Genomic DNA, 23,705 nt, shown 5'->3' with positions numbered 1-23,705 from the left:
CTGCCGCGGCTGCTCCGGCAGCAACGGCTCCAGCCGCTGCCACTCCTCATCAGTCAAGTCATGACGATCAAACACACCAATGATCTATCGAACTTCGACCACCAAGATCTACGGGACACGCCCTAGGTCCGGCCTAAGCCTTTTGGGGCTGGTCAAGCACCTGGCCGGCACCGAGCAGCACTGGTTCTTGAAGATCTACGCAGGGATTGACGAGCCGGACCTGTTCGACTCCGAGGCCGACTTCCGGATCGACCAGGATGAGACCGCGGACGGGCTGGTCGGGCTGTACATGCACACATGCCAGCGGGCCCGCGAGGTAGTGGCCACAGGCAAGCTGGACGACGTCGTCACCACGCCCTCGGGCGCGCCGGGCAACCTCCGCGCGATCCTGGCCCACATGATCCAGGAGACCGCACGACACAACGGCCACGCCGACATCATCCGCGAGGCGATCGACGGCACCACCGGCCAGTGAAACGCTAACGACCACCCGCTGGCTGGCTGCATACCGCTGCGGTGTCCGCTGAGGGATCCGCTAGCGAGGATGGAGTTCGGTGCCTGAGTTCGGACATGCCGCGGTGCGTGCGGTGCTGTGTGCGCTCGATCCTGATCTGCGGAGCGAGCGGCCTGTCGCAGGTAGGTTTGCCTCGTTCAGCAGCGATGAGTTTCACGGTGGTCCCTGGTCTATACCTCAGACCGCCCCATCGCACTCGAATCGGGAGGCATCTTGAGGCTTCTTCTCACGTCCGCGGGCGTGAAGAACGCCAGTATCCACCGCGCGTTGGTCGATCTGCTGGGCAAGCCGATCGCCGACTCGAGCGCGCTGTGTATCCCCACCGCGCAGTACGGGCACCCCATGGTCGGCCCCGGCGTCGGTGCCTGGCGGTTCATCAGTGGAAACTCTGACCTGCCCATGGTCGACCTGGGCTGGAAGTCCGTCGGCGTGCTGGAGCTCACCGCGCTGCCCAGCATCGATGAAGAGCGCTGGGTGCCCCTGGTCCAGGAGACGGACGTCCTGCTGGTGGCGGGCGGCGATGCCCTCTACCTGTGCCACTGGATGCGGCAGTCCGGGCTGGCGAACTTGCTTCCGTCGCTGAAAGAGACGGTCTGGGTGGGACTGAGCGCCGGGAGCATGGTGATGACCCCCAGGATCGGGGAGGACTTCGTCCAGTGGAGACCGCCGACCGGTAACGACAGCACGTTGGGCGTCGTTGACTTCTCGATCTGTCCACACCTGGCTCAGGAGGGCATGCCGGGCAACTCCATGGCAGAGGCGGAACAATGGGCGGCCGGCATATCGGGTCCGGCGTACGCAATGGACGACGAGACGGCCATCAAGGTGGTCGACGGCACCGTCGAGGTCGTCTCCGAGGGGCACTGGAGGCTCTTTCCCTCCTAGCTGCCGACGCCAACGGCGAGTGAGCGAGGCGCCCTTCCTAGGCTCACCTTTGTCTCAAGACACCGCGGCGAGGACCGGTTTAGGGTTACTGATGGTTGTGGGTCCGGGAACTGGCTTGTCCGAAGAGCTGATGCCCGGGGTCAGATCAGTCACGCAGGATTCCAGAGTCGTCGCCGAGTGCCCTCCCGGGCCGCGCAAAAACTGTTCCGTTGACCTTGGTGAGTGGCTGAGCCGCTGACCTTGCGTTCCGATACGGGGCCAGCGTCCGGATGAGGATCCCCGGGTTCGACACCCGCGAATTCGGCCGATTGCCGTGGCGCGATGGCAAGCGATGGGCCATGGGCGAACGACCACCTTTGACTACGGTGCGTTCGGCTAGACGTAAGGAGAGGCTGTGTTGCCGAGCGAGGCCTACTGCACCGAGCCCGCCGCCTGGGCACTCTCGCGAATGTGATCGAGCGAGCGGGCGGAGGTGGCGGTGGGGGTGTATTCCAGGCCGATCCGTCCGGTGTAGCCGAGCTTTTGCAGGATCGTGAGCTGGCGGGGCCAGTCCACCGAACCGGTGCCGGGTTCGTGACGTCCGGGGACGTCGGCGATCTGGACATGGGCGAGCCATTGCGTGCGCCCGGCGAGCACGGCTTCCGGGTCTTCGTCCATGACGAGGGAGTGGTAGAGGTCGTAGAGGAGTTTGACCCGTGGTGAGGCGACCTCGTCGAGGATGTCGAGGCATTCGGTGGTCGAGTCCAGGAATGTGCCCAGGTGGTCGACCCTGGAGTTGAGATTCTCCAGGAGCAGCGTCGCATCATAGGGTTCGAGAACCCGTGCCGCCTGGCGAAGCGCGTCCACGATGGCCTGGTGTTGGGTCGATCGAGGTACACCCGGCCGGTCCTGGCCGGCAGTGACCACGAGATAGGGGCAGCCGAGCTTGTCGGCTGCCGCCGCGGATGCGGCCACGGCTGTGAGAAACGTGTCGTGTGTCGATGGGTCGACGAGGTGGCCCATCGGTTCGACGCACATCACCTGGAGCGCCGTGCCGGTGGCGTGCAGTGTCTCGGCGAGTTCGTCGAGGTTCTTGGTTCGCCAGAGCCAGATCTCCACCGAAGGTACGCCGAGCTCGGCGGCGGCCCGCACACGGTCAGCGGCGCTGTCGCCCGCTTCGCCACCTCGCCCGCCGTGCTCGGTGAAAAGGAGCTCGAGGTTGGCCGAGAGTTCGTACATCGGGATCGCAACCTTTCTCAGTGCACTGGAGGACACACAGTGTGCCGTCTACCGGCTCCATATTCAGCCGCCGTTGACACCCGGGGCGGCCGGCCCATCAGCCATGACGCCGACCTCTCTATAAGGAGAGAAACACCGTCGAACGGCTGATCAACAAGCTGAAGGCTTGGCGAGGCATCGCCACCAGGTACGACAAGACCCCGGAGAGTTACCTCGCGAGCCTACACCGTCGAGCCTCGATGATCTGGATCAAAGATCTCACCCGAACGACCCATTGATCACGACTCAATCTGCATCGACAGGTTCGGGACGGTCGGGGACGGCCTGCCGTATTCTGCAAGCCATGACGCGCTACGTGGTCGACGCCAGGACCTTGCTGCACATCGTGTCGACCGGTGTGCAGATCAGTCCCGATCACCAGCTTGTCGCACCAAATCCGGTGCGGTCGCAGGCACTGTCGCTGCTGTTCGAACGGGTCAGATGCGGTGAGCTCGACGAGGTCGAGGCGTTGCGAATGCACGAGCGCCTGACCGAGGTGAAGATGCGGCTGCTGGGCGACCGGGTCTCCCGTCGCACAGCCTGGCGGATCGCCCGGGAGCAGGGGTGGGACACTATGGGGGATGCCGAGTACCTCGCCGTGACGCGGCTTCAGGCCGATGCGCTGGTCACGATCGATGAGGCATTGGCTCGTCGGGCGGACGGCATCGTTCCCAGGGCGTCGCTGGACGCTCTGAGTTCCTCCTAAGGCGCTCGCAAGCGAGCATTCCGGCGAATCGCCGGCCCGTCACGACCACCATGTCCACGTCGGACAACCGTCGCCCACGCCCCTGCGCCAGCGAGCCATACAGAACCTGCCCTGCGACCTCATCAGCGTTCTGACCCCAGGCCACCGCGCGTCCGATCATCTCCTCGTGGAACACAGTCACATCCGCAGAGTCTAGACAGTCCCGCCCGACCGGCGGTGAAGCTACGGAACCTGACGCCCCTCGGGCTGGCGCTGTCCGCATGAACGCGCATCGGCTCAGCGCCGCGGACACCTCGCCAACGGTGTTGATGCAGCCGAGTGTCCGGCAAAGGACGGTCTACCGGGCACCGTCTGGTGCTTCCAGTTCGAGCGCGTGGGCCAGCTTCACGGCGTCGAGCAGTGGGCCGTCATCGAACACCGACAGGAACTCAATCGCCTCATCGATCGGGAGTACCTGAACCGCAGTCACTTGCTCGCCGTCACCGGGATTCGTCGGCTCGGCGACCAGCTCGATATCTCAGCCGTGTACGCCCAGTAAGAGATCGGAAACGGCAAGTGCGGCCGGTACGGTCCGGCCACGCTGTGATCGACCCGGAAGGCACCGATCCATTCCAGCGGACCCTTGAGCCGACCCCCCACTTCCTCGTACAGCTCTCGATCGGCTGCCTCGAGCAGGTGCCGGACTACGAACTCGACGACGTGCGCATCGTCACGTCCACCCAGGAGCTCAAGGCGATGTTCGACTCCTTCCGCGGCACCCTGCTCGAACTACTGCTCGAGAGGGCGGCCTCGGTGCAAGAACTAGCCTCCGCCGTAAAGCGCCCAAAGAGCACGGTCGCCTATCACGTCGATCTGCTGGCCGAGGCCGGGATGCTCAAGGTTGTACGAACGCGCATGATCCGGGGGCGGGAGGAACGCTTCTACGGGAGAACTGCCCGAGTCTTCTACGTCGGCCAGATCACGCCTGAACAGACCGAGCTGATCCCTAACCGAATGGCCGAGTGGGCAGCCGAGGCCGCTCCCGCTCACATCGACGACAATCTCCGCGCGATCAAGCGCTACGCCTGGATCGACGACGCCGACGCCGACGCCGACGCCGACGCCGAGGAGTTCTACCGCCGCGTCCTGGACCTGGTCAACGAGTTCGCGCAGCAGCAACTCGGCGGTGCCGCGGTCACCGCGCAGACAAGCCGCGACAAACGGTTCCTGCGGACGACTCGAGCGGTACAGATCTCGCAGGACACCGACCTCTGCGCCGTGGTGGATCCGTTCGTCGAGGCAGTGAACCACAAAGCCCGCCTTGGTGTCTTCGGCGTACGGTCCCGCGATCGGTCCGAGTCGTTCGGCGAGCCTGTCCGGGTCCAGAGCCGCGAGATTGCCGTGCCAGTACTCGTGGCGTCGTTCGAGTTCGACGATCGCGTCCGCCGCCGTCCCGGGCACCGCACAACGAGTCTCCAGAATCGGATGGGAAGCCGAGCCAGCTGTCGCGGTTGTCCTCGGGAGGATCACCCATCAGATGGCAAAAGCCGCCAGGCAATCGTGGTGAACGGCGGCGGATCAAGGGTGGATTCCTGCCGTCGCAGTAGAACAGCCCGTCCTCGCCCCGGCGTACCCACCAGCAGCCCGGCAACGGCTCCCACAAGTACTCCACATCAGTGAGACCATCGATGCGGTCACGGAAGCGCTGCCAGTCCCAAGCAGACAACTCCAGCAACTCAGCTTTCAGCAGCGATGTCGTCATGGCCCGAACGTAGCCACCAACTAGGACACCTACGGTCCTATTTCGTGGCGAGCACCGGGCGATGCCCCTGCCCTTCGGTCGGGGTCGCCGTACGGCGGGTAGGACAGCCTGGCCATCATCGGGGCCAGCAACTCCTGTAGTCGCGCGGCGCGCTCAGCGCTCAGGTAGTCGCTCCAGTCCTTTGTTTTGGTGACGATCTGCCCGTACACATGTGGTGTCTCCTTGAGCCGCGTGAGGTCTGGCTCGCGTTCCATGATGATCTCTGGATCGAATTCCTCGCCGACGAAATGGCAGACCCGCCTCATCGTCGTCTGGGCGTCACCGGTGAAGTCGGCGTAGGGCAGGAGCAGGAAGGCGTCGGGCAGGCGATCCGCGGCCTCGATCGCCAGCGTCGTCCGCTGTTCCCACCGCTTCGCAAACGCCTTCAGCGACATTCTGGTCCAGCTGCGCGACTTCGGATCGATCTGAGACCTGCGAACGTAGGAGCTGTAGACGTCTACTGGGTGCCTGTGAATGTAGATCAGTCGTGCCCTCGGATAGCAGCGCAGCAGCCGGTTGACGTGGTGGATGTGCGAGGGCGTCTTTTCCACGACTCTCCTCGCGCCACGGACGAGCCGAGCATGGTGGAAGTACGAGCGCACGAGAAGGACATGGCCGGTGGCCGCCCAGATCAGGTCCTTTGCACGCTGGGATGGGATTCTCTCTTGAAGGACGATACCGGTGCGCATCAGATGCCGAATCGGCGCGAGCGAGGCGAGGAAGTCCTCATATCGCTGTGAATCTCCCATATAGCCGTGAAGGCTGCTTGGGAGGCGCGGTCCGTACGTCGCGTTCTGGTTGGCATGAGCCATGACGGCGCTCTCCCTGAGGTTCACTTCGCGTGGGCGGAAGGCCTCATGTTTTTGCAGGATGCGGCTGAGGATGGTGGTACCACTGCGTGCTTCGCCGACGATGAACACAGGCGCGGCCTCCCGTTCCGCCCGGGAGATCTCGAGAAGGTTCATGGCCGTAGAAGATAGTCATGTACGCCGTCCTCGGGCGTCCGAAACGCTTTCCGAGACCGACCGCGCTCACCCAGCGTGACGCTCGCTCAGTCGGCGTCGGACCGACGGACGCAAAGGCCACGACGCCTCGGCGCAGAGCGTCGACGCTGGCGCGGGCAGTGCGACGGAGTGGACCCTCGCCTGCCGCGTCGGCAATCTGATCGGCCAGGTCGATGATCTGTTTCACCCACCGTACGAAGTCGCCAGCAGCAAGGCCTGACTCGTCCAAGACCACGGTGAGGGACATTCCGGAAGCCAAGCGGTAGGCCGCCCACGCAAAGCCGAGGTCGGGCTCGCGGAGAAAGTCGTGCCGGAAATCGGATTCGAGCGCATCGAGATCGCCCCAGATCCGTACGACATTGCCTAGAGCCTCGCGTGCCGCACCACCGGGTAGGTGGGCGGACCCACGTCTTCAGGCGTACGAGACTCATAGACAAGGGCAGAAAGGCCCGCCGCCAGCTCGGCTGGGTTCAGCGCGTCCCACGTGCCTTGGCGCAGGCACTCTGCAGCCACGAGATCGAGCTCGCTGTAGATCCGGCCAGCCGGTCGCCGTCGAGATGGCCGGCCCTCGGCGGAACAGTGACCGCGCTAGCAAGCTGGGAGTGGATCTTCTGGCTGAACGTCCCGATCGGCTTGATGGTCCTGCCTTTGCTCTTCCGGAAGGTTCCAGAAACCCACGGCGCGAGGGCGCCGCTCGACCTGCCTGGACTGATCCTGGTCACCTGCGCGGCCCTCGGGTTGATCTGGGCACTGGTACGCGCGGCCGGGGTTGGCTGGACCGCGACAGAGGTCGTGGGAGGGCTCGCAGTCGGTGCACTGCTGCTTATCGTCTTCCTCGGATGGGAACGTCACACCCCGCACCCGATGGTGCCGGTCGCCTTCTTCCAAAGCCGCGGATTCGCCACCGGCAACATCGCCGCGCTACTACACTCCGCCGTCATCCTCGACGTGGTGTTCTGGATGGCGCAGTTCCTCCAGACCGGTCTCGGCTACAACCCGATCGAGGCAGGACTGCGGCTGCTCCCATGGACCGGGACGATGCCACTCATCGCCCCACTGGCCGGCGCACTCGCCGACCGCTACGGAAACCGGATCGTCCGCGTATCCGGCCTACTGCTCCAAGCCGCAGGCATGCTCTGGCTCGCACTGATCGCCGCCCCTGGCACCGGCTACACCCAGATCGTTGGGCCACTGATCCTCAGTGGCATCGGCGCCTCGGCCGTCTTCCCCGCAGTACAAAACACAGTCCTCAGCGCGGTGCGAAACAACGCACTCGGACAGGCAGCCGGAGTACACAGCAAGGTGCGCGAGTTCGGCGGCATGCTCGGCATCGCCATCCTCGGCGCGGCATTCGCCAACGCCGGTGGATACGCCAACCCCGACGTGTTCACCAACGGCTTCACCGCGGCACTCACCGTCGCAACGGTCTCACCATCGGCGCACTCATCGCCATCACCGGCCCGAGCCGCCACACCCGACCATGACACCCACCCACAACCCACGCAGCAACCACCCCTCCGGAAGAACCAGCCGCCGGAGGGGGTGGCAACGATCATCAAGCGTCGTCCGCAAGGGCACTTTCGCCACCGAGTATGCGTTCGGGACGCCGGACGAATGCCGGCTTCTGCATTCCGGTCTCAACGACACCTACGCCGTCCACCTCGGTGACCGCAGGGTCGTGATCGCTATACGCTCGGCGAGCAGACTCTGCTGGACCGGTGGCTGGAGCAGTTACGGACCTCTTTGCGTACGGACCCGCCGGCCGACGTCACCTTCATCATGGAGCAGATTGCCGACATTCGACGCCGCATCCGGGCGTTCGATCCGGGACCTGGCGGCTGGGGCATCGTGCACGGCAACGTCCAGGGACTCAACCACAACTTCACCGCCGACGGAGAGATCACGTGGTTCGACTTCGACCTGTGCGGATACAGCTGGCGCGCCTATGACATCGCCGTCTACTACACGCGGATTCCCGAGCTAGTGAGAGCGCCCGTCATCGACGGCTACGAGTCCGTGCGTCCACTCAGCGACGCCGAGCACGACATGCTCCCCACGCTGGGGAGGCTGGCCTGGATCCGGGAAGGCTTGCGCTCCAAGGACCTCGTGAAGCGCCTGCACGAGCCATACATGTCGTACGCATGAAATATCAGCTACGGGGCCGCCGATCATTGGGACGGGCCGAGGCGTGTCCGATCCCCAAACAAACACGGGCTCGACGAGGGCTCCTGACTCGCTGCTGGTCGGCACCCGTCTACGACCAGCCCGGCGTCGATGTTGAGCTGACGCCGGGCACGACGGACAGCACCTCGGCCCACGCTGTGCCGGCCGCCACACCGGCTCGAGGCTGAACGCCGTGCGGTAATTCGGTTGGCGGTCTGGACCGGGAGGGGCAGGATCGGCGGACGTGACTAGCAGTGCGCTCTGGGACGAGGAGACCGCGCGGCGGTACGACGACCTGTCCGACGAGATGTTCTCGCCTGAGGTGCTCGGGCCGACCGTGGACTTCCTGGCCGACCTCGCCGGCGACGGCAGGGCGCTGGAGTTCGCGATCGGAACCGGCCGGGTCGGCGTGCCTCTGCGGGAGCGCGGGGTGCCCGTGGTCGGCATCGAGCTGTCGCAGCCGATGGTCGACCAGCTTCGGACCAAGGTCGACGTGGAGACGTTGCCGGTGACGGTCGGCGACATGGCGACGACGCACGTGCCCGGCGAGTTCGCGTTGGTCTATCTGGTCTTCAACACGATCTCCAACCTGCTCACTCAGGACGAGCAGGTGGAGTGCTTCTGCAACGCCGCCCGACATCTGGCCCCCGGTGGCCGGTTCCTGATCGAGCTCTGGGTGCCGCCGCTGCGTCGCCTGCCACCCGGCCAGCTCGCGGCGCCGTTCGACGTCAGCGAGCATCACCTCGGGTTCGACACCCATGACCTGGTGCACCAGATGTGCACCTCCCACCACTTCACCAAGGAGCCCGACGGGACCTGGCGCCGCGGCGCGGGGCGATTCCGGTACGCCTGGCCAGCCGAGCTGGACCTGATGGCCAGAATCGCCGGCCTCGAGCTCGAGCGTCGCGTCGCAGACTGGGACGGCCACCCGTTCACCGATGAGAGCCCCAAGCACGTCTCCGTATGGCGCAAGCCCGCCTGAGCTGAGGACGCGCCATCACCGGTCGACGTCCGTCCGTCAGGGATCGGTCATCGGGCAGACAGGTCGTGCTTGCCTCGCGCGGAAATCTCTGGCCACGTCCGTCGGTGACTGCAAGGGTGGATCCTCGTGATCATGCTCGAAGAGGCCCTCCGGCAGATCGTGGGCGATCTTCACGACCTCGGTTCGCACTGGGCGCTGGTCGGCGGCCTCGCCGTTTGCGCGCGGGCGGAGCCGCGACCCACCGCGGATATCGACATCGCCGTCGCAGCGGCCGATGATGCGGCGGCGAAGGCACGTGTCCGTGACCTGCTCGCGGCCGGCTACCGGTCGAGGGAGTCAATCCTGCACGACCAGACCGGTCGACTCGCGACCGTACGGCTGCTCTCACCTGTCGCCGGCGAGGACGTGGGCGTCGACCTGTTCTTCGCGAGTTCCGGCGTCGAGCCCGAGGTCGTGGGGGCGGCGGAGTCGTTGGAGGTCCCGCCGGGCCTGACGATCCCGGTCGCCCGCATCGGGGACCTGATCGCGGTCAAGCTCTGCTGGCGGCGTAGCGAGAAACGCGACCGCGACCTGCGTACGTTGATCGAGCGGGCGGACGCCTAGGATCTCGAGGACGCCCGTCACCTGATCGCTTTGATTACCGAGCGCGGCTATCATCGCGGCCGGGATCTCGAGGCAGCACTAGACAGTTGGCTGGGCGCTCCGTGAACGAACCGCTGAACATGCGCCCGCAGGAACGACAACGGTCGATGCCTGGGGCGAACCGACTGCGACCATGCGGGATGCCCGCAAGGATCCCTCACCAGACGGCTTGAGGGTACGGACTTCCTTCGTGGCTGGTTACCGTTCTGAACGCTCTCTGTCAGCCAACCAAGAAGCTGCACCCCCCGTGCTGGAGGCGGTGCGACACATCAACTCCTGCTTCGGCATGATCTCAACGGCGCAACGGGGCCTCTATGGGCTGGCGCTGGAGGTCCACAGTCCCTACCGACTCTCAGAAGTCAGAAACTTGCTCCCGCTGCTCTGACCCAACATCGGTGCCGTTCAATCCTGCTCTCCCAACCGCCAAACCCATTGCGGCAACAACAGGCTCGAGGCCCCATGCTCCTCTCCCGGAGACCTCCCACAGGGGTTAACGTCAAGCTGCAAAGCGAGTGTCTGGTGTCCGTTCGGGGGCAGGCCGTCACTTGCCCTCGATCATCCGGCGCAAGGATCGATACGAACCCTCGATGTCGCCGTACGACGTGCAGAGCACCTTGGCCTGTGGCCGTTGTTTGGCAAGCGAGCTGAGCCGCTCGTACGACACGCTGATCGCTTCGATTTCGTCAGCTACTGCCTGCCGGGGATGCGGGATTCCCGAGGCAGCAAGGGCGTTCTGCGTTTGTTGAAAGCGGACTATCGCGTCTTCGAGCGTGGGGGCTAGCAGCACGACTTCGGTGAACGGTACTTGCGCTTCGGCCGCCGCCCCAGCTAGCTCGTCGATGAACTCTGTACGCAGGAGAAGCTGCGGTACAACCACCCGGTAGCCGTTCGCTAGATGGGCCCGCGCCATCTGGAGGCCAAGTGTGCGCGCAAGGGGATTCGATTGGGGGTGCGAGTCCCATTGACCAAGGCGACAGCGAATCTCGTCGATATCCAGGCACAAGGCCAACGGATTGTCAGCTACATAGCGTCGAGCAAGAGTCGATTTGCCAACTGCCGGCGGGCCATTCAGAAGAACGAGTCGCATGGCCTGCGATGCTACCGATGCAGGCAGACAGCCACACTCTGGCTCGTTGGGCGCCCTCTCCTTTCAATCAGCCGGCGAAGGCTCGATGTTCGGCGTAGGGCTGGCCGGTGGCCAGGCAGTGGTGGAGCATGCCGAGCATCCGGTTGAACAGGTGGCGCTGGGCGGCTGCGTGGCGGTCGCCGCGGTCGCGTCGTCGACGGAGAGGAGCCCGGAGCTTCCCGCCCAGAGTGAGGTCTTCGGGGGCGAATGCCTCTGCGGTCTTCGATGAGTGCAGGTCGCCCTCCCGGACCCCGGCCGTCCGAGGACGCTAGTAGGACTCTTGTCAGGTTGGACCGAGTGACTCTATGCGTTCGATGGTGATTGGTTGTTGGCAGGTGGGGCAGGCGCCGGCGATGAGGACTCGAGCGCGATGCCGAGTGCCTACGGCATTGGAGCCGGCCGAATTCGGCTGATTCGTTGACCGTCCTGAGGAGCGTCACTAGCTTTCCTCGTACAGTTTTGCAGACGTTGCAAAAATCGCGGAACGGTAACGGTCGATGGCGTTCTAGGTCCGCCGCGATACCGACAGCCGAGGGCATTGGCTCTCTTCGGCCCTGCTTGCACTGTGCCCCACGCTGTGGCGGGCTGCCGGCGGACGGAGGAGGGGAATCAATGGCGATGAGGTGTGATCAGAGGCGAATACGCCGTCTGGGTCTGAGTCGACGTGCGGGAGCGCTGCTTGCTGGTGTGTTGGTGGCGGCCGCGGGGATGGTGGTGGTGCGGCCGGTAGCGGCGGAGACGCCGTGGCTCACTGTGAACAAAGACGGCTTCGCGACGCTCACCATCCCGGTGGACTCCATCACGAGCAGCATCGGTGAGGTGTCGCAGGTCGTTGCCGAAGGGAATTTCGGCAAGTCGTTCAACTGGGCGGAGTTCGGTCTGTCCCGTCGGGGCAGCAATTTCACGGGAGTGATCGGCCCACTCGCGCCGGGGTTGTATTACTACCAGATCACAGGGGACGACACGAAGGTCCTCAAGGATCCGACGAACCCCACGAGTGTGGCGTCCGAACCGGAGTGGAGCACCTTCTTTGTGCCGGGTGACTCGGCGCGGCTGCTTGCCGATGTGCCGGAGGGGCAGGGTGGCACGATCGAGACGCTCAGCTATGACAGCACTGTGGCGGGTCAGGAGCGGTCGGCGCTGGTGTGGACACCGCCGGGGTACGACGCTGATCGCGCCGAACCCTACCCGGTGTTCTACCTCCAGCATGGTGCTGGTCAGAGCTATCGCGACTGGTCCGAGGTCGGGCGAGCCAGGCAGATATTGGACAACCTCTCGGTCCAGGGCGACATGGAGCCCATGGTGGTCGTGATGGCCAACGGCAATGTGTCGAACTTCCAGAAGGAGCTGCTTGAGAACATCGTGCCGGCAGCCCGCTCCAGCTACAACATTTCCGACGACGCGGCTCGGCAGGCGCTGGCCGGACTGTCGATGGGTGGGTTCCAGACGCTTGGCACGCTGCTTGCTCACCCTGGAGAGTTCAGCTACATCGGCTCGTTCGCAGGTGGCCTGCGCGATGATGTTAGCCGCGCGGACGCCGAAGCGATCAACGAAGGTACCAAGCTGTTGCGTCTGTACACCGGAAACGTGACCGATGGCGCCTACAACGCCAACTACAGCCTAAGCAAGAAGTTCGACAAGGCTGGAGTCGACTACGAATTCGACGGGGTCAACCCTGACGCGGGTCACAATTGGAACGCATGGCAGGAGAATCTGATCGACTTCGTGCCGCGTCTGTTCCAGAGGGTCTCGGACCACGGTCCGAGTCCCGGTCACCTGGGGATGGACAGTGAGTTCACACCGCCCTCTGCGGGCACTACTCCGACGCCGTGGATCACCAAGGACGCCAAGGGGAACACCTTCGTCACCTTCGAGACCGGCACGGAGTTCAAGGCTGCTGAACACGTCACGGTGTGGGGCAACTGGGCGCCGGGCGGCAGTTGGTTGCGGGTCGAGATGTCCAAGTCTGGAGACCGGTGGCGCGCAACGGTGGGTCCACTCAAGCCTGGGTTCTGGTACTACAAGTTCATCGTGGATCTCGCCTCGATGAAGGACACCTCGAACCCAACAAAGATCACCACCGAGCCGACGTGGAGCACGTTCTTCGTTGCCGGGAGGTCGGCGCGTCTGCTCGCCGACGTTCCCGAGGGTAAAGGCGGCAAGATTAGCAAGCTGACCTACGACAGCAGTGTTGCCGGGCAGGAACGCACGTCCCTCGTGTGGACACCGCCTGGTTATGATCCCGATCGTGCGGAGCCGTATCCCGTCTTCTACCTTCAGCATGGTAGCGGTCAGAACTACACCGTCTGGGTCGAGATGGGACGCGCCAAGCAGATCCTCGACAACCACTTCCTTGACGGAAACCTCGAGACGATGGTGGTCGTGATGAGCAACGGCAACGTGTCCGACTTCACGACCGAGCTGCTCGAGAACATCGTGCCGGCGTCGCAGGCGGCCTACAATATTTCCGCGCATCCGTCGCAGCGGGCTCTTGCGGGCCTGTCGATGGGTGGTGGCCAGACCTACACGGTGCTCAAGACCCATCCCGGTGAGTTCACCTATATCGGAGCATTTTCTGCCGGGATCGGCAATACGTCGGGAATCGACGTGGAAGCGATCAACAACGGCACCACGATGTTACGGGTCTACGTCGGCGACCTGACCGACTTCGTCTACCCCTCATTCATGAATTCGTTGGCGACCATGGACCAACTCGGTATCGAGTACGAGTTCGACGGGCCCACACCAGGACCACATGGTTGGGACGTATGGCAGAAGAACCTCATCGACTTCGCGCCGCGTCTGTTCAGGCCCGTCGACTGACCTCGGACAGAGAAACCCGACCCTGAGAGCGCGGTCGGCCGATCGAACATCGGCCGACCGCGCGACATCGAGGATCTCCAGGTCTCGCCGCCCGTTCTCGTCCCTTCCCGCCGCTATGTCAGTGACGACGGCGTGGTGGACTCGCGAGCGACGATCCGAAACTCGGACTTGATCAGTCTCGAAGGCTGACGGGTACCGTCTTTCTCGTCGATCCGCTCGATGAGAAGGTCGACGGCGGTCTGCGCGATCTCTTCTCGTCCCGGATCGACGCTGGATAGCGACGGGAGCGAGAATCGAGCCTCGTCGATATTGTCGAAACCGATCACAGCGACGTCCTCCGGCACTCGCCGACCCGACTCGCCGAGGACGCGCAATGCACCGAGTGCCAGGGTGTCATTCAGCGCGAACAAACTATCGAATGGGATGCGCGCTGCGAGGAGTTCACGCATGGCATCGGCACCGTTGTCTCGGTGCCAGGGTGCCGCAACCCGTAGAAGCTGCGGATCGACGGTCATCCCCGCCGCCTCAAGTGCAGCCCGGTAGCCCCGCACCCGCAGGTCTGACGCTCGCACCGCCTCGCGCCCGTCCGGGTGGGCACCGATAAGCGCGATCCTCCGTCGGCCGAGGTGAAGCAGGTGCTCGACGGCGGCCCGGGCGGAACTCACGTTGTGCATCGTCACATGGTCGGTTGGTCCCCCGAATATGCGTTCGCCAAGCAGCACGAGGGGAAAGGGGACGTCGAGGAGGTGGCGGTCTTCTTGCCCCAGTCGCTCCGGGCTGAACAGAACTCCGTCCGCTAAGCGAAAAGGCCGGCCGCCGGACACCACATCCAGCTCCCGCTCGCGCTTGCCACCCATCTGCTCCACGACAACACCGAGGTCGTGCTTCTCCGCTGCCTGGATGACCGCGTCGGCGAGCTGGGCAAAGTAGTTCTGCCTCAACTCCGGCACAGCGAGCCCAATGACACCAGTCCGGCCGACCCGCAGTCCACGCGCAGATAGATTGGGACGGTAACCGAGTTCCTTGATCGCAGAGAGAACCCGCTGCCGCGTCCTCTCTCGCACGTGTGGATAGTCGTTGACGACGTTCGAAACTGTCCGGACCGAGACACGGGCAACACGCGCCACGTCCTGCAACGTCGGAATCAGATGCGCCTCCGCTCGGTCGGTCGACGCGGGCTTGCCCTGTTTACCCATTCAACTGTTGCCCGCCCTGTCCTCCATCTGTGACCCACCGGAGCAACTGCCCGCACTCCTGGCGATGCCAGGCGACACCCAGCCGCGCGCGCAGCCAAAAAGTATATCTAGCTGATGACAGCCTGGTCGACGCCCAACCAACGCACCGGTGCACGCCGACCTTAATGACCCGGCATGGCTCTGCCTCGAGGCCCGCGGAGATGCCGGCCGACAGGCAATCCGGCATCAGATGCGCTCAGCTACGGCCCAGGTGCGGCCAAGGTGGGAGCGCGATCGTCGGAGGCGAGGCCGTGGGTCGACGAGACGGGCCGCATCGAACGGGGTCCCTCACGGCCCGCGGGGAACATCGGACCGGGATCCGGCGCTAACGGCTGTCAGCCGCCGAGGGGTAGGTGACCGGTGAAGGTGTTGGCCGCTGCGCGCTGCGGTGCCGGCATCATCCATCCCCACTCGGCGAAGACGGCGCAGTTGAGCCCGGCGTGGGCCAGCCGCCGGAACTCTGGGCTGGACGGTCACGCATGCACAGTCCAGGGCTTCCCGCCAGGCTGTCCGTTTGAGGAAGGACTATCGGCCGGGACGGGTGATGATCGAGGGATCGACATGCCTGACGGGTACGTCGACGTCCTGTGGGCCGACCTGCCGGACCTCCGTTGCAGTACTAGTCTTGACAGGTGATTCGTGAGCGCATCGAGCGCGTTCTCGACCAGCCGGTGAAGGAATGGGTCAAGCCCGACACCGGCTTGTCCGCCGCTGCCCGTCATTCGGTCACGTTGGCCGACGGAAGTCGCGTCTTCGTCAAGGCGGCGACCGACGAACCGACGGAGGGCTGGCTGCGCACCGAGTACCTCGCGCTCCAACACGTCCCCGAACGCTTCGTCCCGCGCGTCGTCGCCTGGGTTGACGAGCCGGGGTGCCATCCGATCCTCGTCGTAGAAGACCTGCGGCACGCGCACTGGCCGGCCAGCCACCAGGGCGTGGACTGGCGGGAGGGCGACATCGACCGTGTGCTCGCCGCGGTCGCGGACCTGTGCCGCGTACCGGCTCCCAGCGGGCTCGTCCCGACGCGGCGGGGGCAGGGGCGCTGGCCGGCGCTGGTACGCGAAGGCCCGGCCCGAGCCGCGTTCCTCGAACTCGGGCTGTGCTCGGCGCCCTGGCTCGACCACGCGGCGCCCGCACTTGTCGATGCCGAAGCAGGCCTCGACGACACCGGCGATCGCCTGGTCCACGGGGATCTTCGTAGCGACAACATCTGCGTCGACGCCGAACGCGTGGTCTTCGTCGACTGGGCCGACGCCTCGTGCGGCCACGCCGAGCACGACCTGGCCAACCTGCTCCCTACCTTGCACCTCGAAGGCGGCCCGCCGCCGTACGACGTGATGCCCACCGGCGCCGGGTGGGCGGCGGCCGGCTGTGCCCTGCTCGTCCGGCGCGCCGTCGGCGAACGAGCAGCACCTCCGTGGCTGGTCAAGGTGTTCGTCCGCCTGGCCGCGATCGACCTGGCGTGGGCCGCGGCGTGCCTCGGCCTCCCGCAACCAGACGGCCTCGACTGGCAGGCGATCTGAGCGATGCCACGCCACGACCACGACGCCGGCGGCCCGGCCGACCTGCTCGCCGCGAAGGCGACGCTGCGGGACGACGCAGACGAGCCGAGACGAACCGGCATAGCAAAGTGGGACGCCGCACCTCACTGACGGCCCAGCGACGGTGCCGCCATTCGCCGTCTCATTTGGGGAAGGACAATCGCCCATACCTGGGCGAGCACGTCGGCGACCAGGCGGGTGTCCCGCAAGGGATCCCTTAGCGGACAGACCACAACGCGGTCCCCAGGCACATTGGCGTCACTCGCCCAGGCCGACCTGATGCCTAGGGCCACCAGCATGGGTCGACCGGTGTTGAGGCCGACAGTCAGGGCTGCCCCCAGCTGAGAGAGAACGCCCCTACCGCCCGACCCATTGCGGTCGTAACCAGGTCTCGGCCATCTCGAGCGTGCCGGGCAGGTAGTCGGGCCTGGCACCGATCGCGAACGCGAGCTTGCCTACGGCGAAGCGAGCGGCCAGTGCCGCACGCACCTCTGGCGGCACAGCGGCGTCAAGCTCAGCACGGACGAGGGCAGCCGTTGCAGCGGTGACGGGGTTGTCACTGGCGGATGCGTACCACGCTAGTGTCGTTAGATCCACGGCGGAGTCACCGGCGCGGGCTCCCTCCCAGTCAAAGACCGCCACGACCTCCTCGCCGCGTACGAGCAGGTTGGCATAGTGAAAGTCGTTGTGGACGACATCGGCACCTCGGAAGATCGCGGGATCGGTACGCAGACCGACCTCGATCGCCTCGTCAAGCAACCTGGAGACACGCGGATCACCAGAGCGACGGACGGCCTGCTGTTCCGGTCCGTCACCGTCGCACAGCCAATCCACCAGCTCAGCCCCCCATGCACCAGCTGCCAGGACCGCGTCATGTGGTAGGGCCGCATCGATGTGACGGCGGCGCAGCTCGATGAGCTGTCGAGCATGACTGGGATGTAGCCCTGAAGGCACGTCTCCGTCGACAGCTTCCTGCAGGGTGAAGACCTGGCCGTCGATGACACCAACATCGAGGTACGCCGGGATCGGATAACCATCGCCACGCAACGCACGAGCGAACTCCACAGCCTGCCGAACCACATCCTCGGCGAAGAGCTCGTGCCGTGGCAGCGGTTTCAGCACCGCTGCGGCGCCGCTCGCCGTCGAGACTAGAAACGCACCCCACTCACCACCGGCGAGTTGGCGTACCACGGTGACATCAAGAGCCGCAGCGAGATCAGAAACAGTCATGGCAGAACGACACCAGAATTCACTGCCGTGCGCGAGCCGATTCCCGTTCCGCCAAAGGTGCAGCGGATCTTGCCGCTGGTGCCGACCGCATGCTGTGCGCCCCGCAAGGGGTTGTCCGTTTGAGGAACCCCAACGTACGGGGAGCGCCACAGTCATGTGTGGTTATGAACTCGAATTCTCCGTTCACAAGGGGATCCCCAAACGAGATTCAGACGCGGGACTCTAGGCATTCTGTTTCGGAGCGTCGCGGCCGAGTGTTGAAAGGGCGTCGAGGATGGTGGCCTCGACTGGGTGAGCGTCTGTGCGGTTGGTGAGTGGGAACGGCTCGATGATCAGTACGCCTGGTTGGGCGATGATGCGTGGCGTGGTGCCGCGGTGTAGCCAGGTCGCGGCGTGGACGAGGAACGGGTGACACAGGTAGACGTCGCCGGCCGCCCCGGTCGCGTAGGCGACCGGTCTGTCGCGGCTGGCGTGTGCGATGTCGGTCACGGTCAGGTCGAAGTCGATGCCGTCGTCTCCGGCGTCGGCGAGGAAGGGAATGGCGTCGGTGTGGGAACCGACCCGGATCCGCGTGGGTGCATCGTCTGGACCGACGTCGGTGAACAGGAACAGTGCTAGGAGTCCGCGGTCGCGGCTTCGGAGGTTGACACGCCCGGTGCCGTTGACGCTGTAGCTGCCATCGATGTGCCAGCCGGCTTCGCCTGGGTCGGCTTCGCCGGGGAAGCGCACGGGCACGGTCCCGCCGACCCCTTTTCGTTTCCACCAGGTACCGGGGCGCAGCAGCTGGTCGTATGCCTCCCACAGCGCCGACGCAGTACCAGCTTCGGCGAACGGCCCGCCGCCGCCATCGTCTTCGGGACAGTCGATACGAACGAGCGGTTCGGTCCAGGTCGCCGGCTCGTTCCGCCGGACGCCACGCTCGGCGAGGCGCTGCCAGATCACGTCGACACAACGTTCCACGACCGCTGTTGGCACGGCCCGCCGGACTGCTACGAACCCATCCCTTCGAAACGCGACGAGCTGAGCATCGGTCAACATGGCCTCAAGCCTGATCGCGTCGCCATCGCCGGTCAATCGAGTTTCGACCGGTACGGCAGACGCGCGGTCACAGTTCCCAAAGTCAGGGGACATTCCCCGCTGTCCGCTGGTGCCTCGAGCCAGTCCGCAAGGGAAGCTCGCGCGTACGGCTAGGGATCCCTTGCGTACACCCCGGCATGGTCGCCGTGTCGTCGCCCAAGGTGCCGGCGGTTGACGTTCCCCAACGAACACCGTCATCTCGTACTCGTTGCAGTCTCGCGTGCCCGGTGCCCCCAGCCGCCGTGCGGGCGACGGCGACACCCAAGCTGGCGCAGGACGGCCTGCGAGCCGTGCTCAACACAGCCGCGCTGGCATTGGCAGCGGGCACCAGCCGGTGCGGCTATGCCAGTGCCCGCCGCGGTGTAGGTGAGTGACAATTGCGCGCTGCAGGGTGGTGTCCTGGGGCAACTCGTCAAGCAGCTCACCTGGTACGTGCGGGCCGTCGTAACGGCGAGCGAAGACGAGGGCGAGGATCTCATGGTCTGCCGGTTCGTTGTCATTGAAGAAGGCGAATCTTCGTTGGAACCGGATGATGTTGGATGTGGCAGGCAGGTAGTGGCCAAGCTGGTCATCCATCAGCCAGGAATGGCAGTCGAAGGCGACGGGGTTGTCCTGGAAGTGACGGGGGAAGAAGTTCTGGGCGCGGGCGAACGAGTCGTCGCAGGCGCCAGGGTCCAGGCGCCCGCCGACGCGGGGAACGTGCACTGCGACGCTGCTTTGTCCGGGACCGAGCACCGCGTGTGTCGTGCTCTCGGGCTGTGGTCGGCCGCGTTCAAAGACCAGCCGGCCGAGGCGGTAGGAAAGGCCGCGGTAGGTCCGGGAGAGCAGCCACTCGGCATCCACGCCGGCGACGCCAGTGGCCATTCGGTGCCTGCTCATCGCCTGTCCGAGGTCAGCGAGATTGGCCCACGACACGTCGTCAGAGATGCCGGATTCGGTGTGGAAGGCGCACGTGGCGCAGTACCGCCAGGCACACCCACACATGCAGATGCCGGCCGACGGGGCCGGTGTGTGTTGGCAGAGCGCGCCCGATCGCTGGATCGGGCGTACTCTCGGGCGGCACCCCCATATTGGCGACGAGGAAGTGGTAAGCGCGGTCAAGCACCCACCACAGAGCCGAGTGCCTCGTCGAACTGGGACGCGCGGCGATGACCGCTCCTCGATCTGCCGCCTCGACATCGAGGTGTTCGAGGAGAGTGTTGGCCTCGGTATCGCTGGGCAGAGTCGGTCCACATGACCCAACCGGAAGGTCTACGCCGCCTAGAATCGTGATCACAGGCTCGGACAGCTGAAGCTCACGCTGAACCATGGCGGCGTCGAGCTGGGATGCGGCGTGCTCTGAGCTGTTGGTTGGTCCCATTAGACGTTCCCCTCCCGTCATCGCGGAGCCTGCGGAGTCGGGCTCCTCTGCGGGGGAAGGGCAAACCATCCGTCTAAGAGGGCCTCCCATCGCGAGACTCTAACGCCGCCGTCAACCCCCACGAGTCCACTGGCGCGCCAACCGCTCGGTCGGGCGTCGGTGTCACCAGGCGCCGACCGTCAGGCTCTCAAGGCCGAAGGCGGTAGGCCACAGGCGCGATGCAGCGCCAGGTTTCTGGATCCCAACCGGGGGTGTGCGTTGAGGGGTCCCCTGTGCGATGCCGAGTCCGCGCTCAGCCATTGCCCGGTGAAGTTGCCCGATGGCCTGCCCGCCGACGGACCGCATCGGGCGACCGCTGGCGGTGTCCGTCGGCGAACCGCCACGGGTCACCCTCACCGGATGGCTGACGAATAGTCTCTGATGGTGCGATACGACCCGACGATCTACCAGGGCGCGGCTGCCCACTACCGCTACGGCAGGCCCGCCTATTCGTCGGCGCTTGAGGTTGTTCTCGGTAAGGAACTTGGCCTGGACGGCCGCGGAAGGCTCCTGGATGTTGGATGCGGCCCCGGTGTTCTTACTGTGCGCTTGGCCCACCTGTTCGAGGAAGCCGTCGGGCTCGACCCCGACCCGGACATGATCGCCGAGGCTCGCAGGGCCGCAGAAGAGCAGCGCATCGCGAGCATCACGTGCGTGGAGGCTCTGGCCGAGGACCTACCCGACGCGGCGCCAGGGACGTATCGACTGGTCACCTTCGGCTCATCCTTCTGGTGGACAGACGCGATTCGTGTAGCCGAGACGGTGTACGACATGCTGGAGCCGGGCGGCGCCCTGGTGCTGGTCATGCACAAGGCCGGCGGCCCGTCTGTCCCGCCAAGCCCAGGGCCGCCCCCGATCCCTCACGCAGAGATCGAAGCCTTGGTGGAGAAGTATCTCGGATCAACCAGGAGAGCTGGCCAAGGTGCTCCGCCGGCCCACCGTGCCAACGAAGACGTGATCGCCAGCACCCGATTCGGCGTGCCACAAGTGATCTTCGCGCCCGGCATCCCCGACCTGGTTCGAGATACCGAGAGCGTGTTGGCTGGCTACTTCTCACTCTCCTTCTCAGCGCCGCACCTGTTCGGCGATCGGGTCGAAGCATTCGCCACCGATGTGCGGAATCTGCTGCGGGCACGGTCACCCGAGGGCCTCTTCTGGGATTGGCCAGGCGACACCAAAGTGATCCTTGCCCGGAAGTAGCGCTACGGCCACCGCTCAGCCGGGCGTTCGCCTCAGACTCCGCAGTCGCCCGGTCGAGGATCGTCCTGCGGACAGTCCATGGGAAGCGCGAGGGAAGCCTGTCAGCCTGCGCTTCGCTGAAGGTGCCACGCTGCCTCGAGTGCATCCTCGATGGCACCAGCGTCGCCTCTGGCGAGATCGGCGACGACCATCATGTGCTTGATGTACCGGGGCGGCACGCTGAAGGTTCCGGGGAACTGCCGGAGCACCGAGGCGCGGTAGTCGAAGTCGGCTCGGATCACCACATGGGTGTCGTCAAGCTGGCGGGCGACGAGCCTGCCGTGGTACCGCCACTGGGCAAGACCGTCCGCCGTTGTGCGGGGCACACCTTCCAGCGCATCGGCCAGCCGGTCTACCTCGCCTATCTGCAGCACATCGTCAACGATAGGCAGCGGCAACGTGGCTGCGTAGGTCGGCGTTCGGTTGGGGATCCCTTGCGGACATCCGCATCGTCGCCGTCGTGCTCGCGCAGGGATCGATGGTTGGCGTTCCCTAGCGGTCGCTTTTCGGATTCTGCTAGTCGATCCGGGTTTCGACGAAGTCGAGCCAGCGTTCGGTGAGCGGGTCGGGGAAATGTCCGATCGACCAGTCCACCAGCCGCAGCGACAGCACGGCCCAGTAGGGCCGCAGTTCGTCCGATGTGAGCTGCTCATCGAGGGCTTGGTCGATATGGCGTGCGACATCGTCCTGCAACCGGTCTGGCGGGCCGGCGACGCGCCTGGCCACGATCGCGAACCGTGCGTCTCCGCGTGCAGCGCCGATCCAGTCCACTATCCCGGTCAGCGTGCCATCCTCGCCGACCAGCACGTTGCCGGGGTGGTAGTCGACGTGGGCTGGGAAGTCTGCCCACGGCAGCATCACCAACTTCCAGCCCTCCCCCACCTTCAGCGGAGGTGGCTAGAGGCCCCGACAACGTTGCGGCCACGTCGTGCATCGTGAGGCCCCACATGTGCGGCGGCATCTTGGCCGGCCAGGAAGGCGCCTGCATCTGGGCATCTCCCCACGCGCTCAGTCGAAGTAGCTGAGCCGGGTGAGGGCGGCTTGTGCCGTCGGCAGGGCCGCGGCTGGGTCGTAGGTGGCCAACGTGCCGTAACGGTTGACGCTGATGACCGCGATCGCGCGCCCGTGCTGAACGACTGCTGCCGTCATGTCCTCGAGGAACTCGGGGTCGCTCGTGGCGAAGTCGGCGTTCCACACCGTGCCCCGGCCGCCGGTAGGGTCGGCGACGTCGCCCACGTACGTGACGGGGAGGTCGGCGCCTGTCTCAGCAAGCCGCTCTTGACAGGTGGTCAACTCGGTGGCGAGCTGATCGTAGGCGCTGGCGGCCGTCGCCGCGTCAGGGAACAGCAGGACGTCTTCTTCGACGGAGGCGTCATAGCTGGTGGCTGTATCCGATACGAGAATGCGGTTGCGGAAGGCTTCACCGCCGAGCTGGGCGTACGTCGCTTCCCGGCAGGGGTGACTGACCTCGTCCCAGGGATCTCCAACGACCTGGATGCGGTCAGGACGCGGGATCCGCCATGGAATGGTGCCGGCATAGGGTGCGTCGTCGGTGACGAGCATCGCCGCGCGAGCACGTCGTAGGTCGGTGAGAGCGTCCGTAGGCGCGGCGACAGCTGGCGCACCGACCCCACTGATGGTGGAGCTGCGGGTCAGGGCTGGTTCGGCAGCGGCAGCTGGTCCAGCAGTTGTCGCGCCGACGACAGCGGTGGTCATGGCCACAACGATAGAGGTCGCCAATGCTGTGGTCATGGCTTGAAAGCGCACACCCACGAAATTCTCCCCTCGTTGGTGGGTCCAGGATGGTGGCGAGGACCCCTTGTTTTGAGGATGCACTGAACGTCCCCTGGGTTGCCTTGGCCGCTCCTATTCTTCAGCTGGGCGAGAACGTGGCGAGAGTTTTCTCAGCGGAGCAACTTCACCACAGCTGTGGGCATCTCTTCCATAAACCTTTCGATCCTGGCGAGTGAGAGTCCCTAGTACGGCGTGGCGTTAATGATTGGACGGTTGTTCCTGGGAGGATGCTGGTATGGCTCATCCTCCTGCTGCGGCGTTGGTGTTGCATGACGGTGATCGGGACGTTCTTGGTTCGTGGGTGCGAT

At 65.2% G+C, this 23,705-nt stretch carries 25 protein-coding genes and 3 pseudogenes; 14 read left to right on the top strand and 14 right to left on the bottom strand.

All coding sequences use genetic code 11. The features are described from left to right. Positions 1 to 79 precede the first annotated feature (79 nt). Together ABNF93_RS33400 and ABNF93_RS33395 are read left to right on the top strand one after the other, a co-directional pair. A complete protein-coding gene (locus ABNF93_RS33400) occupies positions 80 to 475 on the top strand; it encodes a DinB family protein (protein ID WP_349332265.1) in 396 nt (131 codons plus the stop codon). A gap of 252 nt (positions 476 to 727) precedes the next feature. Next, positions 728 to 1,399, top strand: a complete 672-nt coding sequence (locus tag ABNF93_RS33395; RefSeq protein ID WP_349332264.1) for a Type 1 glutamine amidotransferase-like domain-containing protein — start codon at positions 728 to 730, stop codon at positions 1,397 to 1,399. A gap of 411 nt (positions 1,400 to 1,810) precedes the next feature. Here the strand turns inward: ABNF93_RS33395 and ABNF93_RS33390 are convergent, their stop codons facing one another. After that, positions 1,811 to 2,617, bottom strand: a complete 807-nt coding sequence (locus ABNF93_RS33390) for a TIM barrel protein (protein ID WP_349332263.1) — start codon at positions 2,615 to 2,617, stop codon at positions 1,811 to 1,813. Between the two features lie 81 nt (positions 2,618 to 2,698). Between ABNF93_RS33390 and ABNF93_RS33385 the strand changes: the two are divergent. After that, positions 2,699 to 2,895: pseudogene (locus ABNF93_RS33385) on the top strand (hypothetical protein); the annotation flags it as partial. A 65-nt stretch (positions 2,896 to 2,960) separates the two neighbouring features. Then, on the top strand, positions 2,961 to 3,362 hold the full coding sequence (locus ABNF93_RS33380) for a hypothetical protein (protein WP_349332262.1): 402 nt from the start codon (positions 2,961 to 2,963) through the stop codon (positions 3,360 to 3,362). Between the two features lie 337 nt (positions 3,363 to 3,699). On the opposite strand, the gene ABNF93_RS33375 is transcribed toward ABNF93_RS33380, so the two are convergent. Then, positions 3,700 to 3,831, bottom strand: a complete 132-nt coding sequence (locus ABNF93_RS33375; protein ID WP_349332261.1) for a hypothetical protein — start codon at positions 3,829 to 3,831, stop codon at positions 3,700 to 3,702. Between the two features lie 113 nt (positions 3,832 to 3,944). Here ABNF93_RS33375 and ABNF93_RS33370 point away from each other — a divergent pair, with 113 nt between their 5' ends. Continuing rightward, entirely contained in the window at positions 3,945 to 5,021 is a 1,077-nt protein-coding gene (locus tag ABNF93_RS33370; RefSeq protein ID WP_349332260.1) for a helix-turn-helix domain-containing protein, read from the top strand. Between the two features lie 111 nt (positions 5,022 to 5,132). Here the strand turns inward: ABNF93_RS33370 and ABNF93_RS33365 are convergent, their stop codons facing one another. Genes ABNF93_RS33365 through ABNF93_RS33355 form a run of 3 tightly spaced genes read right to left on the bottom strand, consistent with a single transcriptional unit; the run spans position 5,133 to position 6,659 of the window. Further along, on the bottom strand, positions 5,133 to 6,107 hold the full coding sequence (locus tag ABNF93_RS33365; RefSeq protein ID WP_349332259.1) for a sulfotransferase family protein: 975 nt from the start codon (positions 6,105 to 6,107) through the stop codon (positions 5,133 to 5,135). Beyond that, positions 5,998 to 6,495 carry a hypothetical protein gene (locus tag ABNF93_RS33360; RefSeq protein WP_349332266.1) on the bottom strand — a complete coding sequence of 166 codons (498 nt, stop codon included), beginning with the start codon at positions 6,493 to 6,495 and terminating at the stop codon, positions 5,998 to 6,000. Before ABNF93_RS33360 ends, ABNF93_RS33365 begins: the two co-directional genes overlap by 110 nt. A 14-nt stretch (positions 6,496 to 6,509) precedes the next feature. Continuing rightward, a complete protein-coding gene (locus ABNF93_RS33355; protein ID WP_349332258.1) occupies positions 6,510 to 6,659 on the bottom strand; it encodes a hypothetical protein in 150 nt (49 codons plus the stop codon). Here ABNF93_RS33355 and ABNF93_RS33350 point away from each other — a divergent pair. The 4 genes and pseudogenes from ABNF93_RS33350 to ABNF93_RS33335 all read left to right on the top strand — a co-directional run bounded on the left by ABNF93_RS33350 (position 6,636) and on the right by ABNF93_RS33335 (position 9,894). Next, positions 6,636 to 7,814 (top strand): MFS transporter, encoded by a 1,179-nt coding sequence (locus ABNF93_RS33350; RefSeq protein ID WP_349332257.1) that lies wholly within the window; start codon positions 6,636 to 6,638, stop codon positions 7,812 to 7,814. The two genes, ABNF93_RS33355 and ABNF93_RS33350, sit on opposite strands and share 24 nt — an antisense overlap. Positions 7,815 to 7,832: 18 nt before the next feature. Next, positions 7,833 to 8,291 (top strand): annotated as a pseudogene (locus ABNF93_RS33345) (phosphotransferase); the annotation flags it as partial. A gap of 262 nt (positions 8,292 to 8,553) precedes the next feature. After that, positions 8,554 to 9,291, top strand: coding sequence for a class I SAM-dependent DNA methyltransferase (locus tag ABNF93_RS33340; RefSeq protein WP_349332256.1), 738 nt, complete (start codon positions 8,554 to 8,556; stop codon positions 9,289 to 9,291). Between the two features lie 132 nt (positions 9,292 to 9,423). After that, positions 9,424 to 9,894, top strand: a complete 471-nt coding sequence (locus ABNF93_RS33335; RefSeq protein ID WP_349332255.1) for a nucleotidyl transferase AbiEii/AbiGii toxin family protein — start codon at positions 9,424 to 9,426, stop codon at positions 9,892 to 9,894. Positions 9,895 to 10,474: 580 nt separating this feature from the next. Here the strand turns inward: ABNF93_RS33335 and ABNF93_RS33330 are convergent. Next, positions 10,475 to 11,020, bottom strand: coding sequence for an AAA family ATPase (locus tag ABNF93_RS33330; protein WP_349332254.1), 546 nt, complete (start codon positions 11,018 to 11,020; stop codon positions 10,475 to 10,477). A gap of 46 nt (positions 11,021 to 11,066) precedes the next feature. On the opposite strand from ABNF93_RS33330, the gene ABNF93_RS35180 reads away from it, so the two are divergent. Further along, the gene (locus tag ABNF93_RS35180; RefSeq protein ID WP_502877673.1) at positions 11,067 to 11,288 is read left to right on the top strand and encodes a hypothetical protein; all 222 of its coding nucleotides are present in this window, start codon (positions 11,067 to 11,069) and stop codon (positions 11,286 to 11,288) included. Positions 11,289 to 11,746: 458 nt separating this feature from the next. After that, positions 11,747 to 13,882: an alpha/beta hydrolase-fold protein gene (locus ABNF93_RS33320; RefSeq protein ID WP_349332253.1), complete on the top strand. Its 2,136-nt coding sequence runs from the start codon at positions 11,747 to 11,749 to the stop codon at positions 13,880 to 13,882. 113 nt (positions 13,883 to 13,995) lie between these two features. Here ABNF93_RS33320 and ABNF93_RS33315 read toward each other — a convergent pair whose 3' ends face one another. Beyond that, positions 13,996 to 15,078: a LacI family DNA-binding transcriptional regulator gene (locus ABNF93_RS33315; protein ID WP_349332252.1), complete on the bottom strand. Its 1,083-nt coding sequence runs from the start codon at positions 15,076 to 15,078 to the stop codon at positions 13,996 to 13,998. Positions 15,079 to 15,749: 671 nt separating this feature from the next. Between ABNF93_RS33315 and ABNF93_RS33310 the strand changes: the two genes are divergently transcribed. Both ABNF93_RS33310 and ABNF93_RS33305 read left to right on the top strand, forming a co-directional pair. Then, positions 15,750 to 16,640, top strand: a complete 891-nt coding sequence (locus ABNF93_RS33310; protein ID WP_349332251.1) for a phosphotransferase — start codon at positions 15,750 to 15,752, stop codon at positions 16,638 to 16,640. Positions 16,641 to 16,643: 3 nt separating this feature from the next. Next, positions 16,644 to 16,769 (top strand): hypothetical protein, encoded by a 126-nt coding sequence (locus tag ABNF93_RS33305; protein ID WP_349332250.1) that lies wholly within the window; start codon positions 16,644 to 16,646, stop codon positions 16,767 to 16,769. A gap of 246 nt (positions 16,770 to 17,015) precedes the next feature. Here the strand turns inward: ABNF93_RS33305 and ABNF93_RS33300 are convergent, their stop codons facing one another. From ABNF93_RS33300 to ABNF93_RS35175, 4 genes and pseudogenes are all read right to left on the bottom strand, one after another. Next, the gene (locus tag ABNF93_RS33300; RefSeq protein ID WP_349332249.1) at positions 17,016 to 17,888 is read right to left on the bottom strand and encodes a phosphotransferase; all 873 of its coding nucleotides are present in this window, start codon (positions 17,886 to 17,888) and stop codon (positions 17,016 to 17,018) included. Between the two features lie 222 nt (positions 17,889 to 18,110). Next, positions 18,111 to 18,926, bottom strand: coding sequence for a phytanoyl-CoA dioxygenase family protein (locus tag ABNF93_RS33295; RefSeq protein WP_349332248.1), 816 nt, complete (start codon positions 18,924 to 18,926; stop codon positions 18,111 to 18,113). 333 nt (positions 18,927 to 19,259) lie between these two features. Then, complete coding sequence (locus ABNF93_RS33290; RefSeq protein ID WP_349332247.1) at positions 19,260 to 19,829, bottom strand: hypothetical protein; 570 nt, start codon at positions 19,827 to 19,829, stop codon at positions 19,260 to 19,262. Continuing rightward, positions 19,830 to 20,274, bottom strand: a pseudogene (locus ABNF93_RS35175) (acyltransferase domain-containing protein); the annotation flags it as partial. A gap of 471 nt (positions 20,275 to 20,745) precedes the next feature. On the opposite strand from ABNF93_RS35175, the gene ABNF93_RS33285 reads away from it, so the two are divergent. Further along, on the top strand, positions 20,746 to 21,564 hold the full coding sequence (locus ABNF93_RS33285; protein ID WP_349332246.1) for a class I SAM-dependent methyltransferase: 819 nt from the start codon (positions 20,746 to 20,748) through the stop codon (positions 21,562 to 21,564). A 101-nt stretch (positions 21,565 to 21,665) separates the two neighbouring features. On the opposite strand, the gene ABNF93_RS33280 is transcribed toward ABNF93_RS33285, so the two are convergent. From ABNF93_RS33280 to ABNF93_RS33270, 3 genes are all read right to left on the bottom strand, one after another. Next, positions 21,666 to 21,977, bottom strand: coding sequence for a hypothetical protein (locus ABNF93_RS33280; RefSeq protein WP_349332245.1), 312 nt, complete (start codon positions 21,975 to 21,977; stop codon positions 21,666 to 21,668). Between the two features lie 142 nt (positions 21,978 to 22,119). After that, positions 22,120 to 22,461 carry a phosphotransferase gene (locus ABNF93_RS33275; protein WP_349332244.1) on the bottom strand — a complete coding sequence of 114 codons (342 nt, stop codon included), beginning with the start codon at positions 22,459 to 22,461 and terminating at the stop codon, positions 22,120 to 22,122. Between the two features lie 150 nt (positions 22,462 to 22,611). Then, complete coding sequence (locus ABNF93_RS33270) at positions 22,612 to 23,319, bottom strand: sensor domain-containing protein (protein WP_349332243.1); 708 nt, start codon at positions 23,317 to 23,319, stop codon at positions 22,612 to 22,614. Positions 23,320 to 23,705: the final 386 nt, after the last annotated feature.

The sequence above is a fragment of the Actinopolymorpha sp. B9G3 genome (assembly GCF_040120725.1).
GTDB lineage: Bacteria > Actinomycetota > Actinomycetes > Propionibacteriales > Actinopolymorphaceae > Thermasporomyces.
Note: the sequence above shows the minus strand (reverse complement) of the source record. Positions and strands in the feature narration are given on the sequence as shown.

Excerpts from the sequence above, each read along its gene's own strand:
- ABNF93_RS33400 (WP_349332265.1), top strand. The coding sequence starts at position 80 with ATGATCTATCGAACTTCGACCACCAAGATCTACGGGACACGCCCTAGG.
- ABNF93_RS33390 (WP_349332263.1), bottom strand. The coding sequence starts at position 2,617 with ATGTACGAACTCTCGGCCAACCTCGAGCTCCTTTTCACCGAGCACGGC.
- ABNF93_RS33380 (WP_349332262.1), top strand. The coding sequence starts at position 2,961 with ATGACGCGCTACGTGGTCGACGCCAGGACCTTGCTGCACATCGTGTCG.
- ABNF93_RS33365 (WP_349332259.1), bottom strand. The coding sequence starts at position 6,107 with ATGAACCTTCTCGAGATCTCCCGGGCGGAACGGGAGGCCGCGCCTGTG.
- ABNF93_RS33335 (WP_349332255.1), top strand. The coding sequence starts at position 9,424 with ATGCTCGAAGAGGCCCTCCGGCAGATCGTGGGCGATCTTCACGACCTC.
- ABNF93_RS33330 (WP_349332254.1), bottom strand. The coding sequence starts at position 11,020 with ATGCGACTCGTTCTTCTGAATGGCCCGCCGGCAGTTGGCAAATCGACT.
- ABNF93_RS33315 (WP_349332252.1), bottom strand. The coding sequence starts at position 15,078 with ATGGGTAAACAGGGCAAGCCCGCGTCGACCGACCGAGCGGAGGCGCAT.
- ABNF93_RS33305 (WP_349332250.1), top strand. The coding sequence starts at position 16,644 with ATGCCACGCCACGACCACGACGCCGGCGGCCCGGCCGACCTGCTCGCC.
- ABNF93_RS33300 (WP_349332249.1), bottom strand. The coding sequence starts at position 17,888 with ATGACTGTTTCTGATCTCGCTGCGGCTCTTGATGTCACCGTGGTACGC.
- ABNF93_RS33295 (WP_349332248.1), bottom strand. The coding sequence starts at position 18,926 with ATGTTGACCGATGCTCAGCTCGTCGCGTTTCGAAGGGATGGGTTCGTA.
- ABNF93_RS33290 (WP_349332247.1), bottom strand. The coding sequence starts at position 19,829 with ATGGCCACTGGCGTCGCCGGCGTGGATGCCGAGTGGCTGCTCTCCCGG.
- ABNF93_RS33285 (WP_349332246.1), top strand. The coding sequence starts at position 20,746 with ATGGTGCGATACGACCCGACGATCTACCAGGGCGCGGCTGCCCACTAC.
- ABNF93_RS33275 (WP_349332244.1), bottom strand. The coding sequence starts at position 22,461 with ATGCTGCCGTGGGCAGACTTCCCAGCCCACGTCGACTACCACCCCGGC.
- ABNF93_RS33270 (WP_349332243.1), bottom strand. The coding sequence starts at position 23,319 with ATGACCACCGCTGTCGTCGGCGCGACAACTGCTGGACCAGCTGCCGCT.